Below are 15,710 nucleotides of genomic sequence, written 5' to 3'. Positions count from 1 at the left end.
TGTCACTTTCGTGAGTCGAGCGGGCCACTCTCGACGCCGTTCCTATTCGAGCTTGCTCCGGGAGGGGTTTGCCTCGCCGCCGGTCACCCGGACGGCGCGTGAGCTCTTACCTCACGATTTCACCCTTGCCGCCCGCGGCGAACCGCGGGGTGGGCGGTGTGATTTCTGTTGCACTTTCCCTGAGGTTGCCCTCGGTGGCCGTTAGCCACCTCCCTGCCCTGTGGAGCCCGGACTTTCCTCTCCTCCGCCGAAGCGAAGCAGCGATCCTCCGTCCACCTCCAGCCGCCGAAGTATAGTTTCGCCCCGTCACGGAGGACACCCATGCGCCGCGCGCTGCTCGCCATCGCCCTGTTGGTCGTGGTCGGATTCGGGGCCTGTCAGCTCTTCCTGCCGCAGCGCTTCGCCGTGAACGCGCCGATCCGCGGCATCTTCTTCGGCGCCACGCCGCCGCCCAGGAGCGAGCTCGAGAAGCGCATGAAGCTGCCGGCCGGCTTCGGCTTCGGCGTCTACGCCGAGGGGATCCCGAACGCGCGCTTCCTGCGCTTCACCACGGCGGGTGACTTGCTGGTGAGCTCGCCGCGCGAGAAGGCCGTGTTCATCCTCGCGCGCGACGCGAACGGCGACGGGCGCGCCGACTCGGTGAAGAAGCTCGTGACTGGCCTGGACGCGCCGCACGGGCTCGAGTTCGTGGGCGACTGGCTGTACATCGCCGAGACCGGCGCCGTGAAGCGCGTGCGCTTCGACGCCGCGAAGGGCGCAGTCACGGGCCAGGTCGAGACCGTGCTCGCCGGCCTGCCCACGGGCGGGAATCACTGGACCAAGACCATCCGGCTCGGCCCCGACGGCTGGATGTACGTCTCGATGGGCTCGACCTGCAACGTGTGTCTCGAGACCGAGCCGCGCCGCGCGACGATCGCGCGCTTCAAGCCCGACGGCAGCGGCTACGAGACGTACGCCACCGGCCTGCGCAACTCGGTCGGCTTCGACTGGCGGCCCGCCGACGGCGCGCTCTACGCGACCGACAACGGCCGCGACTTACTCGGCGACGACATCCCGCCCTGCGAGCTGAACGAGATCCAGCCCGGCAAGTTCTACGGCTGGCCCTACCGCTATGGCCACAACGTGCCCGACCCCGACTTCGGCACGCAGGGCGGCGACCAGGCGGCCAGCGCGGTGCCCCCGGCGCACGAGTTCGGGGCCCACGTGGCGCCGCTCGGCATGCGCTTCTACCGCGGCACCGCCTTCCCGGAGCGCTACCGCGGGCAGGCCTTCGTGGCGCTCCACGGCTCCTGGAACCGCAGCAAGAAGAGCGGCTACAAGGTGGTCCTCCTGGAGTGGAAGCCCGACGGCTCGATCGCCGAGTCCGACTTCCTGACCGGCTTCGAGCTGAACGAAGACGTGGTCGGGCGTCCGGTCGACGTGCTCGACGGCCCGGACGGGGCGCTCTACGTGTCGGACGACTTCGCCGGGGCGGTCTACCGGGTCCAGTACCGCGGGGCGGAGTAGAATCGCGCCGATGAGCGCGATCGAGCCTGCGGAGGCGGAACGGCTGCGCGCGGCGGGGATGACGATCGCCCTGCACGCGCACGAAGCGCCCGACCGCCTCGCGATCCTCTCGCCCGCCGGCGACCTGACTTACGGGGAGCTGAACGCGAAGGCCAACCAGCTCGCCCGCGCGTTGCGCGCGCGCGGCCTGGGGCGCGGTGACTCGCTCGCGCTCTTGTGCTCGAACCGGCCCGAGTTCGCGGTCGCCTGGGCGGCCGCGGTGCGCGCCGGCCTGCGACTCACTCCGCTGAACTGGCACCTGCAGCTCGACGAAGCCGCCTACGTGGTCGAGAACTGCGAAGCCAAGGCGTTCCTGGCCGACGTGCGCTTCGCCGCGGTGGCCCGGGAGGCGGCGGCGGCGTGCCCGAAGGCCGAGGTGCGGCTCGCGATCGGCGGCGAGATCCCGGGCTTCGAGTCATTCGACGCCGCGCTGGCCCGCGAGTCCGCCACCGACCTGCCGGATCCCGTGCTGGGCGGCACCATGCTCTACACCTCGGGCACCACCGGACGGCCCAAGGGCGTGCACCGGCGCGAGACGCCCGCGCCCACCGGCGTGGCGCGACTCACCGGGCAGGCCAACGGCTACCGCCCCGCCAGCGACCGCAACCTGTGCGTCGGTCCGCTGTATCACGCGGCGCCGCTCGCGTTCAATCTCGTGGGCGGACTCATGGCCGGCGTGGGCGTGGTGCTGATGGACAAGTTCGACGCCGAGGAGACGCTGCGCACGATCGAGCGCGAGCGAGTCACCCACACGCACATGGTCGCGACCATGTTCCACCGCCTCTTGGGTCTGCCCGAAGACGTGCGCGCCAAGTACGACCTGTCCTCGCTGCGCACGGTGCTGCACGGCGCGGCGCCGACGCCCGTGCACGTGAAGAAGGCGATGATCGACTGGCTCGGTCCGATCCTGCACGAGTACTACGCGGCCACCGAGGGCGGCGGGACCTTCATCTTCGCCGACGAGTGGCTGAAGAAGCCGGGCAGCGTGGGCCGGCCCGCCGACACGGGCACGCTCGAGATCCGCGACGACGGCGGCAAGCCGGTGACTCGCGGCCAGGTCGGCACGATCTGGTTCCGCGCGCCCGCCAAGGGCCGCTTCGAGTACTGGAAGGACACGCAGAAGACCGCCTCTTCCTACGACGGCGACTGGTTCACCATGCGCGACATGGGCTACCAGGACGACGACGGCTACGTGTTTCTCACGGGCCGCACGGCCGAGCTCATCATCTCGGGCGGCGTGAACATCTACCCGGCCGAGATCGACGCGGTGCTGCTCATGCACCCCGCGGTGCGCGACGCGGCGGCCGTGGGCGTGCCCAACGAGGAGTTCGGCGAAGAGGTGAAGGCGGTGGTGCAGACCGCGGAAGGCTGGGACCCGAGTGACTCGCTGGCGCGCGAGCTGCTCGAGCACTGCCGCGCACGGCTGGCGCACTACAAGTGTCCGCGCTCGATCGACTTCGACCCGAACCTGCCGCGCAGCGAGGCCGGCAAGGTGCAGCGCCGCGCGATCCGCGACCGCTACTGGCAAGCGCTCGGCCGCCAGATCTGAAGGGGCGCATGAAGCGGTGGCTGACTCTGTTCGTGGCGCTGGCCGCCGTGGCGCACGCGGCCTCGCCGCCGCCCGAGAAGTGGACGCTGGTGCAGTGCGGCTCCGCGCTGGCCGTGCCCGGCCAGGCGCCGCGCGGCGAGACCACGCTGGTCGTGCACGACGGACAGATCCGCGACGTGCTGAGCGGCTTCACTCCGGTCGAACAGGTCATGTCGGGCAAGAGCGGCGCGTCGGAAGTGATCGACCTGCGCGACAAGTTCTGTCTGCCGGGCCTGGTCGACCTGCACGTGCATCTCACCGCCGAATACACCTCCGACGTTCGGCTGCGGCGAGTCACCGAGGACGAGGCCGAGGTCGCCCTGCGCGCCGCCATGTACGCCAAGCGCACGCTCGACGCGGGCTTCACCACGGTGCGTGACCTGGGCGGCAGCTCGGCAGTGTTCGCGCTGCGCGACGCGATCGCGAACGGCTTCGTGCCCGGCCCGCGCATGTTCGTGGCGGGCAACCCGCTCACCATCACCGGCGGGCACGGCGACCGCACGAGCGGCTACCGCGAGGACCTGTTCGACGCGCCCGGTCCCTATCAGGGAGTGGCCGACGGGCCCTACGCCGCGCGCGCGGCGGTGCGCGCGCAGGTGAAGCTCGGCGCCGACTGGATCAAGGTGCACGCGACCGGCGGCGTGCTCGACACCGTGGCCTCCGGCACCGACCAGCAGTTCAAGGACGACGAGCTGCAGGAGATCGTGAGCACGGCGCACATGCTGGGGCGCAAGGTCGCCGCGCACGCGCACGGCGCAAAGGGCGTGAACGCAGCGCTGCGCGCGGGCGTCGACACGATCGAGCACGGCACGTTCCTCGACGCGGAGTCGATCGAGCTGTTCAAGAAGACCGGCGCCTGGTACGTGCCCACGGTCATCGCGGGCAAGACCGTGGCCGAGCGCGCCAAGCAGCCGGGCTTCTTCCCGCCCGCGGTCGCCGAGAAGGCGCGCGCCGTCGGCCCGCACATCCAGGACGCCCTGCGGCGCGCGCTCGCCGGCGGGGTGAAGATCGCCTTCGGCACCGACGCGGGCGTGTATCCGCACGGCGAGAACGCGCGTGAGTTCCAGTACATGGTGGAAGCCGGAATGACTCCCGCCGCGGCGATCGAGGCCGCCACCAAGAGCGCGGCCATCGTGCTCGGGCTGGAGAGCGAGATCGGGTCACTCGAGCCGGGCAAGCGCGCCGACCTGATCGCCACCCGGCGCAACCCGCTGGTCGACATCCTCGAGCTGCAGCGCGTGGTGTTCGTGATGCGCGCCGGCGACGTCGAGCGCCGCGACCCGGGAGCGGAGCGGTGATCGTCGCGTGTCTCGACCTGGAGGGCGTGCTGGTCCCCGAGATCTGGATCAACGTCGCCGACCGCACGGGCATCGCCGAGCTGCGCCGCACCACGCGCGACGAGCCCGACTACGACAAGCTGATGCGCGGCCGGCTCGAGATCCTCGACCGCCACAAGCTCGGCATCCGCGAGATCGAGGCAGTCATCGCGGGCCTCGAGCCGCTGGAGGGCGCGCTCGAGTTCCTGACCTGGCTGCGCGGGCACTACCAGGTGCTGATCCTGTCCGACACCTTCTACCAGTTCGCGCGGCCGCTCATGCGCAAGCTCGGCTGGCCGACTCTGTTCGCGCACGACCTCGAGATCGAGCCGTCGGGCCGCATCGCGAGCTACCGGCTGCGTCTGCCGGACCAGAAGCGCGCGTCGGTCGAGCGCCTGCACGACCTGCGCTTTCGCGTGATCGCCGCCGGTGACAGCTACAACGACACGAGCATGCTGCTCGCGGCCGACGCCGGCATCCTGTTCCGTCCGCCCGACCACGTGGCCGCCGAGTTCCCCCAGCTGCCCGTCGCGCGGAATTTCGTCCAGCTGCAGCGCGCGTTCGAGCAAGCCGCCGCTCGCATTGCGAGCGCGAAGAGCTAGCCCCTATACTGCGCCGCGCCGAGGAGGAACCCCCTGATGGCCGATGCCGCGCTCGTGCGCATGACCGGCTCACTCATTCGCAAGCGTCGCGACGGCACGCTCGAGGTCCCCGACAACCCGACCATCGCCTACGTGGAAGGTGATGGCACCGGGCGCGACATCTGGAAGGCGTCGGTGCGCGTGTTCGACGCCGCGGTCGCGAAGGCGTTTCACGGCAAGCGCAAGATCGCCTGGTACGAGGTGCTGGCCGGTGAGAAGGCCTTCAAGGCCACCAAGAACTGGCTGCCCGACGAGACGGTCGACACGTTCCGCAAGTGTCTCGTGGGCATCAAGGGGCCGCTGACCACGCCGATCGGCGGCGGCATCCGCAGCCTGAACGTCGCGCTGCGCCAGATCCTCGATCTGTACGTGTGTCTGCGCCCGGTGCGCTGGTACGAGGGCGTGCCCAGCCCCGTGCGCCAGCCGCAGCTGGTCGACATGGTGATCTTCCGCGAGAACACCGAGGACATCTACGCGGGCATCGAGTGGAAGGCCGGCTCGCCCGAGGCCAAGAAAGTCATCGCGTTCCTGCAGAAGCAGATGAAGGTGAAGACGATCCGCTTCCCCGCGACCTCCGGCATCGGCATCAAGCCCGTGAGTCGCCAGGGCACCGAGAGACTCGTGCGCGCGGCGCTCGACTACGCCATCGAGCACAAGCGCAAGTCGGTGACTCTGGTGCACAAGGGCAACATCATGAAGTACACCGAGGGCGCGTTCCGCGACTGGGGCTACAAGCTGGTCAAGAAGGAGTACCAGGGGCGCGCGATCGGCTGGGACGACTGCGGCGGCAAGCCGCCCGACGGCCAGGTCCTGGTCAAGGACTCGATCGCCGACATCACGCTGCAGCAGGTGCTCACTCGCCCCGACGAGTTCGACGTGATCGCGACCATGAACCTGAACGGCGACTATCTCAGCGACGCGCTGGCCGCGCAGGTCGGCGGCATCGGCATCGCGCCGGGCGCGAACATCAACTACAAGACCGGCCACGGCATCTTCGAGGCCACGCACGGCACCGCGCCCAAGTACGCCGACCAGGACAAGGTGAACCCGAGCTCGGTCATCCTGTCGGGCGTGATGATGCTCGACCACCTGGGCTGGGGCGAGGCCGCGCGCATGATCGACCGCGGCATCTCGCGCGCGATCGCGCAGAAGCGCGTGACTTACGATTTCCACCGCCTGATGGAAGGCGCCACGCTGCTCCGGTGCTCGGAGTTCGGCGACGCCATCATCGAGAACATGGAGTGACTCCGTGAAGCGACCGAAGATCTCGCTGATCGGCGCGGGTCAGATCGGCGGCGTGCAGGCCGCCCTGATCGCGCAGCGCCGCATCGCCGACGTGGTGCTGTTCGACGTGGTCGAGGGCGTGCCGCAGGGCAAGGCGCTCGACATCTGCCACGCGCTCTCGGGCTGGGGCAGCGACGTCTCGGTGACCGGCACGAACGACTACAAGGACACCGCCGGCTCCGACCTCTACATCGTGACCGCCGGCGTGCCGCGCAAGCCGGGCATGAGCCGCGACGACCTGTTGAGCGTGAACCTGGGCATCATCAAGACCGTCGCCGCCGGCATCCAGCAGCACTCGCCCAACGCGGTCGTGATCGTGGTCTCGAACCCGCTCGACGTGATGGTGCTGGCCATGCAGCAGCTCACGGGCTTCCCGCACAAGCGCGTGTTCGGCCAGGCCGGCGTGCTCGACTCCTCGCGCTTCCGCTTCTTCGTGGCCCAGCACCTGGGCGTCTCGGTGCGCGACGTGCACGCGGTCGTGCTGGGCGGCCACGGCGACACCATGGTCCCGCTGCCGAGATACTGCAGCGTGGGCGGCGTGCCGCTGCGCAAGCTCGTGGACGACGCCACGATCGCCAAGATCTCGAAGCGCACGCAGGACGCGGGCGGCGAGGTCGTGGCGCTGCTCAAGACCGGTTCGGCCTTCGTGTCTCCCGCCGAGGCCTCGATCGAGATGGCCGAGGCGGTGCTGTTCGACCAGAAGCGCGTCCTGCCCTGCGCCGCGTATCTCGACGGCCAGTACGGTCACAAGGGCATGTACTTCGGCGTGCCGGTGGTGATCGGCTCGGGCGGCGTCGAGCGCGTGCTCGAGCTCGAGCTCGACCGCGACGAGAAGGCGCTGCTCGACAAGAGCGCCGAGGCCGTGAAGTCACTCGTCGCCGCGGCGAAGCTCTGAGGGGCGCGCGATGAACGTCCACGAGTACCAGGCGAAGGCGCTGCTGCGCGAGTTCGGGATCGAGGTCCCGCCGGGCCGGCTGGTCACGACCGCGGCCGAGGCCGAGCAGGCCGCGCGCGACATCGGCGGCGTGGTGGTGGTGAAGGCGCAGGTCCACGCCGGCGGCCGCGGCAAGGCCGGCGGCATCAAGGTGGTGAAGACGCCCGAGCAGGCGCGCCAGACCGCCGAAGAGATGATCGGCATGCGGCTGGTCACCAAGCAGACCGGCGCCGAGGGCAAGGTCGTGCGCCGGCTGTACGTGGAGGCGGGCTCGAAGATCGAGGGCGAGCTGTATCTCGCGCTCCTGGTCGACCGCGCCACGCAGAACGTGGCCATCCTGGGCTCGACCGCCGGCGGCATGGACATCGAGGAGGTCGCGCACGCCACGCCCGAGAAGATCCTCTCCGTGCAGGTCGACCCGCTGGTCGGCGTGTGCGACTTCCAGTCGCGCCAGCTCGGCAAGCGGCTGGGACTCACCGGCAAGCGCAACGACTCGTTCGTGTCACTCGTGCGCAACCTGTACCGGCTGTTCATGGAGAAGGACGTGTCGCTGGCCGAGGTGAACCCGCTCGTGATCTCGGGTGACTCGGTGATCCCGCTCGACTGCAAGCTCAACTTCGACGACAACGCCCTCTACCGGCACAAGGACCTGGCCGCGCTGCGCGACCCCGACGAGGAGGATCCGCGCGAGGCCGAGGCCGCGAAATACGACCTGAACTGGGTCTCGCTCGACGGCAACATCGGCTGCATGGTCAACGGCGCGGGCCTGGCCATGGCCACCATGGACATCATCCAGTACGCCGGCGGCAAGCCCGCGAACTTCCTCGACCTGGGCGGAGGCGCCGACGCCGAGCGCGTGGCGCACGCCTTCCGCCTGATCCTCGCGGACAAGAACGTGAAGGGGATCCTGGTGAACATCTTCGGCGGGATCGTGCTCTGCGACCGGGTCGCGGAAGGCATCATCTCCGCCGCCAAGTCGGTGGGCGTGAAGGTGCCGCTGGTCGTGCGGCTCGATGGCACGAACGCCGAGAAGGGCCGGCAGATGCTGGCCGGCTCGGGCTTGGGAATCACTCCGGCCGACGGCATGAAGGACGCGGGCGAGAAGATCGTCCGCGCGGTGGCGGCATGAGCATCCTGGTGACTTCCGACACGAAGGTCCTGGTCCAGGGCATGGGCAAGACCGGCCAGCTCCACGCGGCTCTCTCGCTCGAGTTCGGCACGAAGGTCGTGGGCGGAGTGACTCCCGGCCGCGGCGGCAGCGAGGCCGGCGGCCTGCCGGTGTTCGACACGGTGCGCGAGGCGGTGAAGGAGACGGGCGCGAACGCCTCGGTCGTGTTCGTGCCCGCCCCGGGCGCCGCCGACGCCATTCTCGAGGCGGCGGACGCCGGTATCTCGCTGGTCTGCGCCATCACCGAAGGCGTGCCGGTGCGCGACATGCTGCGCGTGCGCGCGGCGCTGCGCGGCTGGAGCGGGCGGCTGATCGGCCCGAACTGCCCGGGCTTGCTCGATCCGGGCCTGAAGGTCCGCATCGGGATCGCGCCGTACTCGATCTTCAAGGCCGGCTCGGTGGGCGTGGTGTCGCGCTCGGGCACGCTGACTTATGAAGCGGTGCACCAGCTCTCGCGACTGGGCATCGGCCAGACGACCTGCGTCGGCATCGGCGGAGACCCGATCCCCGGCACGAGCTTCGTCGACACGCTGAAGCTGTTCCAGGCCGACAAGGCGACCAAGGCCGTGGTCATGATCGGCGAGATCGGCGGCAGCGCCGAGGAAGAGGCCGCGGAGTACGTGGCCTCCGAGATGAACAAGCCGGTGGCGGCGTTCATCGCGGGCGCCACGGCGCCGTCGGGCAAGCGCATGGGTCACGCCGGCGCGATCATCTCGGGCGGGAAGGGCACGGCCGACGGCAAGCGCAAGGCGCTCGAGAAGGCGGGCATCCCGGTGGCCGCGTCGCCGGCGTTGATCGGCGAGACACTCGCGCAGGCCGCGCCGAACGTGCGCTGAATGAGCCTCCTGGTCGTCGGATCGGTCGCGCTCGACGACATCGAGGCGCCCGCGGGCGCGGTGAAGTCGGTGCTGGGCGGCGCGGCCTCGTACTTCGGCGTGGCCGCCAGCTACTTCGTGCCCGTGCGCGTGGTGGCGGTCGTGGGCGACGACTTCCCCGAGGAGCACGTGCGCTTCCTGGCCAGCAAGGGTCTCGATCTGGCGGGCCTGGAGCGCGTGCCGGGCCGCACCTTCCGCTGGGGCGGCCGCTACCGCGCCTCGCTGAACGAGCGCGACACGCTGTTCACCGAGCTCGGCGTGTTCGCCGACTTTCGGCCCAAGCTCCCGCCCGCCTACCGCGACTCCGAGTGGGTGTTCCTGGCCAACATCCAGCCCACGCTGCAGAAGGACGTGCTCGAGCAGACACGCTCGCCGCGCTTCTCCGCCATGGACACCATGAACTTCTGGATCGAGGGCGCGCGCGCCGAGCTCGCGCAGACGCTCTCGCTCGTGAAGGGGCTGGTGATCAACGACGAAGAGGCGCGCCAGCTCACGGGCCAGTCGAATCTGGTGCTCGCGGCAGACGCGATCCGCCAGATGGGCCCGCGCGTGGTGATCGTGAAGCGCGGCGAGCACGGCGCGCTCCTGTTCGACGACGAGGGCGTGTTCGCCGCGCCCGCCTTCCCGCTGCGCGAGGTGCGCGACCCGACCGGCGCCGGCGACGCTTTCGCCGGCGGGCTGATGGGCGCGCTCGCGAGTCACGGCGAGGTCACCACCGACTCCCTGCGCCGCGCGATGATCTACGGGTCCGTGCTCGCCTCGTTCTGCGTCGAGCGCTTCAGCCTGGACCGCCTGCGCGACCTGACCCGTGCCGAGGTCGACGCCCGCTTCGAACAGTTCCGCCGCCTGACGGCGTTCTGAGTCGTGTACGGCCGCGGGCGGCCGCGGCCTGCGACCTTCGCTCGGCTTCGCCTCACTGCGCGCTGCGCTTGCACGGACCCCCATCCGGGGCGTGCAGGTAGAGCATAAAGAGCGGCGGTTTCTCTCCCGATAGGCCGGACATGTTCTCGAAGTCCGACGGCCCGACCGCGTTGCGCGCGGACCTGGTGCGCGCGCTGTCCTTCTCGGAGGCCAAAGTCACGCGCGACGACGTGAGTGACGCCGTCGAGTCAGTCGCGGCGCTCGCGGCGGTCTGGAACGGCCGAAAGGGGTATGTCGCGATCCTGGTGCGCGACGTGGAGCCCGCGCGCATCGAGCGCTACGTGACCGAGGGCGCGATCACTTCGACCGAGGCGCTGGCGGCAGCGACCGAGGAGGCGATCGCGTTCGCCGAGACACTGGGCTTCGTGATGGACGCCCCGGTCTTCTCCGACCTGTCGGAGGTCGAGCGTGAGTCGCGCATGCAGCGCTGGAACAAGCTGCGCAAGCTGCGCAAGCCCGCGGCCGCCGACGCCTCCGCCGCCGGTGGAGACACCGCGGAGCTCGCCATTCCCGAGCCGCCGGCCGTGCCCATGCCCGCGGGCCTCGACATCGGACCCGACGAGCTCTCGATCCCGGCACCCCCTCCGATTCCCGAGATCGAGATGTCCGAGGCCGACGTGGTCGACTCACCGGGTGCCGACCCGGAGGCCGACACCAGCCTGATGGCGCAGCCGCAGGGCAGCGCCGTGCTGGGCAGGATCTCGCTGGTCCGACGCGGCGGCGCCGACGCGCGCCGCATGGAACAGATCGCACGCCTGTTGGCATTTTTTTGAGTCACTGGAGGGGAACCATGAGGAACTCGAAAGCGCTCGTCGTGAGCTTCGTCGCGCTCGCCGTCGCGGCGGGCTGTGCCAAACCGACCGACCGCGAGCTGCTGCTCGCCGACCAGCATCGCGACCTCGCGACCACGAAGCTGAGCCAGAACGAGCCCGAAGCGGCCATCGGCGAGTACCGCAAGGCGCTCACGCTCAACCCGAAGGACGCAGACACTCACTTCGGGCTGGCGGAGGCCTACCGGCGCAAGGGCATGCTGGCCGAGACCGAGCACGAGCTGCGCGAGGCGCTGCGGCTCGACCCCGCCCACCAGGAGGCGCGGCTGGCGCTGGGAGTGACTCACCTGCAGCAGGAGCGTTGGGCCGACGCCGCGGCCGAGTTCCAGAGGCTGATCGACGACCCGACCTTCATCCGGCCGGCGCGCGCTCTTGTCAACCTGGGCTGGGCTCACTACAAATCCGGCGACCTCGATCAGGCGGTTTCGGACCTGCAGCGCGCGCTCAAGATCGATCGCACGAACTACACCGCGCACCTCGATCTGGGCATCGTGCTGTACGACCAGGGGAAGCTGGTCGAGGCCGTCCAGCATTTCGATGAGTGTGTGAAGATCGTCGCGGACCGGCCCGCGCTGGTGTACGGCGGGGCGGAGGCCGAGGCGAGGTTCCGGATGGCGCAAGCCTACGTGCGCCTGGATCAGCGGCCGCGAGCGGTGGAGTCGCTGCGGGCCGCGGTGGAACGCGGGGGCCAGAGCGAGTGGGCGCAGAAGTCGAGCGACTATCTGAAGGTGCTGCAGTAGCGGGCGCGCAAGCGGCCGCGGGCTCGTTCGGCGCCTGGTATCGCCGGCAGCGCGAGCTGCGGGGTATCTCGCTCTTCTACGTGGCCGCGCGCACCAAGCTCTCGCCCGAACGCGTGCGCGAGATCGAGGAGAACGCCGCGCTCGAGACCGACGCCGTGGGCCGCGCCACCGCCCGCGCGCTGGCGCACGCGATCGGCGCGGACCCCGACGAGGCCGCGGCCCAGCTCGGCACGGCTGCGCCCGCGCGGCCGCGGCGGCGGCCCAGCTTCTCCAACCTGCCGCTCGTGCTCGGCCGGGTCGGCCGCACGGCCGGCCTGGCGCTCGTGCTGGCGCTGGGCGTGTGGCTCTTGGGCCTGTGGCTTTCGAGCACATCGTCGAGCGCCTCCGCGCCCGCGCACCCGGTCTACAAGCCGGACTACGTCGACCAGCTGCTCCGCCACGAGTAGGCTAGTGACATGCCGGCCGAGCATCGGACACGCGCGCTCGTGCTGCGCACGTTCGACCAGGGCGAGTCGGACCGCGTGGTGCACCTGTACAGCGAGGCGCTGGGGCGCATCTCGGCCATCGCCAAGGGCGCGCGCCGCTCGAAGCGCCGCTTCCCGGGCACGCTCGAGATCCTGTCGCTGGTCGACGTGCGGCTGGTCGATCCGCCGCGTGCCGCGCTCGCGCGGCTCGAGGGCGCCAAGCTGGTGCGCGCGTTCGAGGGCATTCCTGCCCAGCTGGGCCGCTTCGCGATCGCATGTCAGTTCCTCGAGCTCCTGAACCGCGCCACGCCCGACCGCGAGGCGCAGCCGGAGCTGTTCCACTTCGCGTGTGGGGTGCTCGAGGTGCTCGACACGGAGACACCCGACGCGCTGCTCGCGCTGCTCGTGCTGGCCAAGACCCTGGCCCGGCTCGGCTACCGGCCCCAGCTCGTGCGCTGCGCGCTGTGCGCTGCGGACCTGCCGGCCGAGGGCCGGGTGGGCTTCATCCCGGCGCACGGCGGCGCGGTGTGTCGCGCCTGCTGCGGCCCCGACGACGCGCGCATCGCGGCGCGGCTCCTGCGGGCGCTCGAAGCGGGCCTGCGTCAGCCGTTGCGCTCGCGGGCCGAGATCGGGCTGGGCGAGCGCGAGCTGCCGCTCGCCGGGCGCCTGGTCGAGCGTTTCTTCCGCTTCCACGTGGGCTTCGAGCTGCGCTCCGAGGCCTTTCTGCGCGGCGTCTTCGCCGACGCAGGTGCGCACGGCGCTTCGGTTGACGCAGACTCGGGCCGCGAGGATACTGCGCCCCCGTCCGACCCCCACCCGACGGCGCGCATCGAACCTCCACATGTCTGAATCCGCGCCCCTCCAAGACGAGCTAGGAGGCCACGAGCTTGGCCAAGCGTAAAGCGACCTCGGCGAAGCGCGCGCCCGCGAAGTCACCTCGCTCGCGCCGCCGGGCGTACTTCTTCGGCGCCGGTCGGGCCGACGGCAACGCCAGTCAGAAGAACTTGCTGGGCGGGAAGGGCGCGAACCTCGCCGAGATGACTCGCCTCGGCGTGCCCGTGCCGGCCGGCTTCACGATCTCCACCGACGTGTGCACCGAGTTCAACGCGCTCGGCCGCAAGCTCCCGTCCGGGCTCGACGCCGAGGTGCGCGCGAACCTCGCCAAGGTCGAGCGCGCCATGGGCGGAAAGTTCGGCTCGCGCGAGCGCCCGCTGCTGGTCTCGGTGCGCTCGGGCGCCCGGGCCTCGATGCCCGGCATGATGGACACGGTCCTCAACCTGGGCCTCAACGATCAGACCGTGCAGGGCCTGATCGAGGAGAGCGGCGACCGCCGCTTCGCCTACGACACCTACCGCCGCTTCATCCACATGTACGGCGACGTGGTGCTGGGCGTGAAACACGAGCTGTTCGAAGACCGGCTCGACCAGCTCAAGCGCGAGAAGCGCGTGAAGCTCGACACCGAGCTCGGCGCCGACGACCTCGAGGGGCTCGTCGCGAGCTACAAGCGCGTGGTCGAGGAGGCGACCGGCAAGGACTTCCCCGACGATCCCCACGAACAGCTCCGCGGCGCCATCGCCGCGGTTTTTCTTTCCTGGAACACGCCGCGCGCCGAGACCTACCGCAAGCTGAACAACATCCCGTCGGAATGGGGCACGGCTGTGAACGTGCAGGCCATGGTCTACGGGAACCTGGGCGACGACTCCGCGACCGGCGTGGCGTTCACGCGCGACCCGTCGACGGGCGAGCGCCGCTTCTTCGGTGAGTTCCTGCCGCGCGCGCAGGGCGAGGACGTGGTCGCGGGCATCCGCACGCCGCAGCCGATCGGCAAGAAGGACCGCACGCACGGCGCGCTGCCCTCGCTCGAGGAGCTCATGCCCAAGAGCTACCGCGAGCTCCTGCGCACGGCCCAGCTGCTCGAGAGACACTACGCCGACATGCAGGACCTCGAGTTCACCATCCAGCGCGGCCGGCTGTGGATGCTGCAGACGCGCAACGGCAAGCGCACCGCGCGCGCCGCGGTGAAGATCGCCGTCGACATGGCGCGCGAGGGCCGGATCGACCGCAAGACCGCGCTCGAGCGCGTCGTGCCCGAGACACTCGATCAGCTGCTGCACCCCACGCTCGACGCCAAGGCCGCGCCCCCGCCGATCGGCCAGGGCCTGCCGGCCTCGCCGGGTGCGGCGGTCGGGCGCATCGTGTTCACCGCCGAGGACGCCGAGAGCGCCGCCGAGGGGGGCGAAGAAGTGGTGCTCGTGCGGCGCGAGACCTCACCGGAAGACATCCACGGCATGCACGCCGCGCAGGGCATCCTCACGGCGCTGGGCGGCATGACCTCGCACGCCGCGGTCGTGGCGCGCGGGATGGGTAAATGCTGCGTGGCGGGCTGCTCCGCGCTGTCGATCGACTTCGAGCGCCGACGCGCGACACTGGGCGGTGTAGAGCTCACCGAGCGCGACGTGATCACGCTCGACGGCTCGACCGGCAACGTGTTCAAGGGCCGCGTGCGCACCGTCGAGCCCGAGCTGTCCAAGGACTTCCAGACACTGATGAAGTGGGCCGACCAGGTGCGCCGCTTGCGCGTGCGCGCGAACGCCGACACTCCGACCGACGCCGAGGTGGCCGTGCGCTTCGGCGCCGAGGGCGTCGGGCTGTGCCGCACCGAGCACATGTTCTTCCAGGCGGAGCGCATCTTGGCCGTGCGCCGCATGATCCTCTCCGAGACCGCCGACGAGCGCGCCGCGGCACTGGTGCCGATCCTGCCCATGCAGCGCGAGGACTTCGTCGGGATCTTCACCGCCATGGCCGGGCGGCCAGTCACGATCCGCCTGCTCGACCCGCCGCTGCACGAGTTCCTGCCGCACACCGGCGAGGAGATGTCGAACCTGGCGCGCGACCTGGGCGTGCCCGAGCTCGAGCTGCGCCGCAAGGTCGAGGGCCTGCGCGAGTTCAACCCCATGCTCGGTCACCGCGGCTCGCGGCTGGCAGTCACCTACCCCGAGATCTACGAGATGCAGGTGCGCGCGATCGTCGAGGCCGCCTGTGTCTGCGCGGAGCGCGCGGTGAAGACTCACCCCGAGATCATGCTGCCGCTGGTCCAGGGCGCGCGCGAGCTGCGGCTGCTGCGCGATCTGGTCGACCGCACCGCGAAGGCCGTGATGAAAGAGCGCGGCAAGACCGTCCGTTACCACGTGGGGACGATGATCGAGGTGCCGCGCGCGGCGATCGTGGCCGACCGGCTGGCCGAGGTCGCCGAGTTCTTCTCTTTCGGCACGAACGACCTGACCCAGATGACGCTCGCGCTCTCGCGCGACGACTCGGGCCGGTTCCTGCCGGCCTACGTCCAGCGCCAGCTCATGGATGACGATCCGTTCGTCACGCTCGACAAGGGCGGCGTGGGAGCGCTG

General features: G+C 70.5%; 14 protein-coding genes and 1 other RNA gene. 14 read left to right on the top strand and 1 reads right to left on the bottom strand.

Annotated elements, in window-relative coordinates; genetic code table 11:
- Positions 1-280: RNase P RNA component class A (gene rnpB, locus VMR86_03300), an RNA gene on the bottom strand; the annotation flags it as partial.
- 41 nt (positions 281-321) lie between these two features.
- Between rnpB and VMR86_03295 the strand changes: the two genes are divergently transcribed.
- The 14 genes from VMR86_03295 to ppdK all read left to right on the top strand — a co-directional run.
- Entirely contained in the window at positions 322-1,506 is a 1,185-nt protein-coding gene (locus VMR86_03295; GenBank protein ID HTO06058.1) for a sorbosone dehydrogenase family protein, read from the top strand.
- A 10-nt stretch (positions 1,507-1,516) separates the two neighbouring features.
- Positions 1,517-3,094: an AMP-binding protein gene (locus tag VMR86_03290; protein HTO06057.1), complete on the top strand. Its 1,578-nt coding sequence runs from the start codon at positions 1,517-1,519 to the stop codon at positions 3,092-3,094.
- Positions 3,095-3,102: 8 nt separating this feature from the next.
- Complete coding sequence (locus tag VMR86_03285) at positions 3,103-4,431, top strand: amidohydrolase family protein (protein ID HTO06056.1); 1,329 nt, start codon at positions 3,103-3,105, stop codon at positions 4,429-4,431.
- Positions 4,428-5,051, top strand: a complete 624-nt coding sequence (thrH, locus tag VMR86_03280; protein ID HTO06055.1) for a bifunctional phosphoserine phosphatase/homoserine phosphotransferase ThrH — start codon at positions 4,428-4,430, stop codon at positions 5,049-5,051. The genes VMR86_03285 and thrH overlap by 4 nt, the downstream gene beginning before the upstream one ends.
- A gap of 36 nt (positions 5,052-5,087) precedes the next feature.
- On the top strand, positions 5,088-6,335 hold the full coding sequence (gene icd / locus VMR86_03275) for an NADP-dependent isocitrate dehydrogenase (GenBank protein ID HTO06054.1): 1,248 nt from the start codon (positions 5,088-5,090) through the stop codon (positions 6,333-6,335).
- A 4-nt stretch (positions 6,336-6,339) separates the two neighbouring features.
- The gene (mdh, locus tag VMR86_03270; GenBank protein HTO06053.1) at positions 6,340-7,269 is read left to right on the top strand and encodes a malate dehydrogenase; all 930 of its coding nucleotides are present in this window, start codon (positions 6,340-6,342) and stop codon (positions 7,267-7,269) included.
- A 10-nt stretch (positions 7,270-7,279) separates the two neighbouring features.
- Positions 7,280-8,437, top strand: coding sequence for an ADP-forming succinate--CoA ligase subunit beta (sucC, locus tag VMR86_03265; protein HTO06052.1), 1,158 nt, complete (start codon positions 7,280-7,282; stop codon positions 8,435-8,437).
- The gene (sucD, locus tag VMR86_03260) at positions 8,434-9,312 is read left to right on the top strand and encodes a succinate--CoA ligase subunit alpha (GenBank protein HTO06051.1); all 879 of its coding nucleotides are present in this window, start codon (positions 8,434-8,436) and stop codon (positions 9,310-9,312) included. Before sucC ends, sucD begins: the two co-directional genes overlap by 4 nt.
- On the top strand, positions 9,313-10,212 hold the full coding sequence (locus VMR86_03255; protein HTO06050.1) for a PfkB family carbohydrate kinase: 900 nt from the start codon (positions 9,313-9,315) through the stop codon (positions 10,210-10,212). It abuts the gene before it with no gap.
- 140 nt (positions 10,213-10,352) lie between these two features.
- A complete protein-coding gene (locus VMR86_03250) occupies positions 10,353-11,045 on the top strand; it encodes a hypothetical protein (GenBank protein HTO06049.1) in 693 nt (230 codons plus the stop codon).
- A 17-nt stretch (positions 11,046-11,062) separates the two neighbouring features.
- Positions 11,063-11,842 (top strand): tetratricopeptide repeat protein, encoded by a 780-nt coding sequence (locus tag VMR86_03245; GenBank protein HTO06048.1) that lies wholly within the window; start codon positions 11,063-11,065, stop codon positions 11,840-11,842.
- Positions 11,800-12,288, top strand: a complete 489-nt coding sequence (locus tag VMR86_03240; GenBank protein HTO06047.1) for a helix-turn-helix domain-containing protein — start codon at positions 11,800-11,802, stop codon at positions 12,286-12,288. Before VMR86_03245 ends, VMR86_03240 begins: the two co-directional genes overlap by 43 nt.
- Before the next feature lie 9 nt (positions 12,289-12,297).
- Positions 12,298-13,155 carry a DNA repair protein RecO gene (gene recO, locus VMR86_03235; GenBank protein ID HTO06046.1) on the top strand — a complete coding sequence of 286 codons (858 nt, stop codon included), beginning with the start codon at positions 12,298-12,300 and terminating at the stop codon, positions 13,153-13,155.
- A 38-nt stretch (positions 13,156-13,193) separates the two neighbouring features.
- Positions 13,194-15,710, top strand: a 2,517-nt coding sequence (gene ppdK, locus VMR86_03230) for a pyruvate, phosphate dikinase (protein ID HTO06045.1), incomplete at its 3' end; no start/stop codon positions are given.

It is taken from the genome of Myxococcota bacterium (assembly GCA_035498015.1).
Classification (GTDB): domain Bacteria; phylum Myxococcota_A; class UBA9160; order SZUA-336; family SZUA-336; genus VGRW01.
Note: the sequence above shows the minus strand (reverse complement) of the source record. Positions and strands in the feature narration are given on the sequence as shown.

Bases quoted from the DNA above. Each gene is read 5' to 3' on its own strand.
- VMR86_03285 (HTO06056.1), top strand. From the start codon at position 3,103: ATGAAGCGGTGGCTGACTCTGTTCGTGGCGCTGGCCGCCGTGGCGCAC.
- sucD (HTO06051.1), top strand. From the start codon at position 8,434: ATGAGCATCCTGGTGACTTCCGACACGAAGGTCCTGGTCCAGGGCATG.
- VMR86_03250 (HTO06049.1), top strand. From the start codon at position 10,353: ATGTTCTCGAAGTCCGACGGCCCGACCGCGTTGCGCGCGGACCTGGTG.
- sucC (HTO06052.1), top strand. From the start codon at position 7,280: ATGAACGTCCACGAGTACCAGGCGAAGGCGCTGCTGCGCGAGTTCGGG.
- VMR86_03295 (HTO06058.1), top strand. From the start codon at position 322: ATGCGCCGCGCGCTGCTCGCCATCGCCCTGTTGGTCGTGGTCGGATTC.
- icd (HTO06054.1), top strand. From the start codon at position 5,088: ATGGCCGATGCCGCGCTCGTGCGCATGACCGGCTCACTCATTCGCAAG.
- VMR86_03290 (HTO06057.1), top strand. From the start codon at position 1,517: ATGAGCGCGATCGAGCCTGCGGAGGCGGAACGGCTGCGCGCGGCGGGG.
- VMR86_03245 (HTO06048.1), top strand. From the start codon at position 11,063: ATGAGGAACTCGAAAGCGCTCGTCGTGAGCTTCGTCGCGCTCGCCGTC.
- VMR86_03255 (HTO06050.1), top strand. From the start codon at position 9,313: ATGAGCCTCCTGGTCGTCGGATCGGTCGCGCTCGACGACATCGAGGCG.
- recO (HTO06046.1), top strand. From the start codon at position 12,298: ATGCCGGCCGAGCATCGGACACGCGCGCTCGTGCTGCGCACGTTCGAC.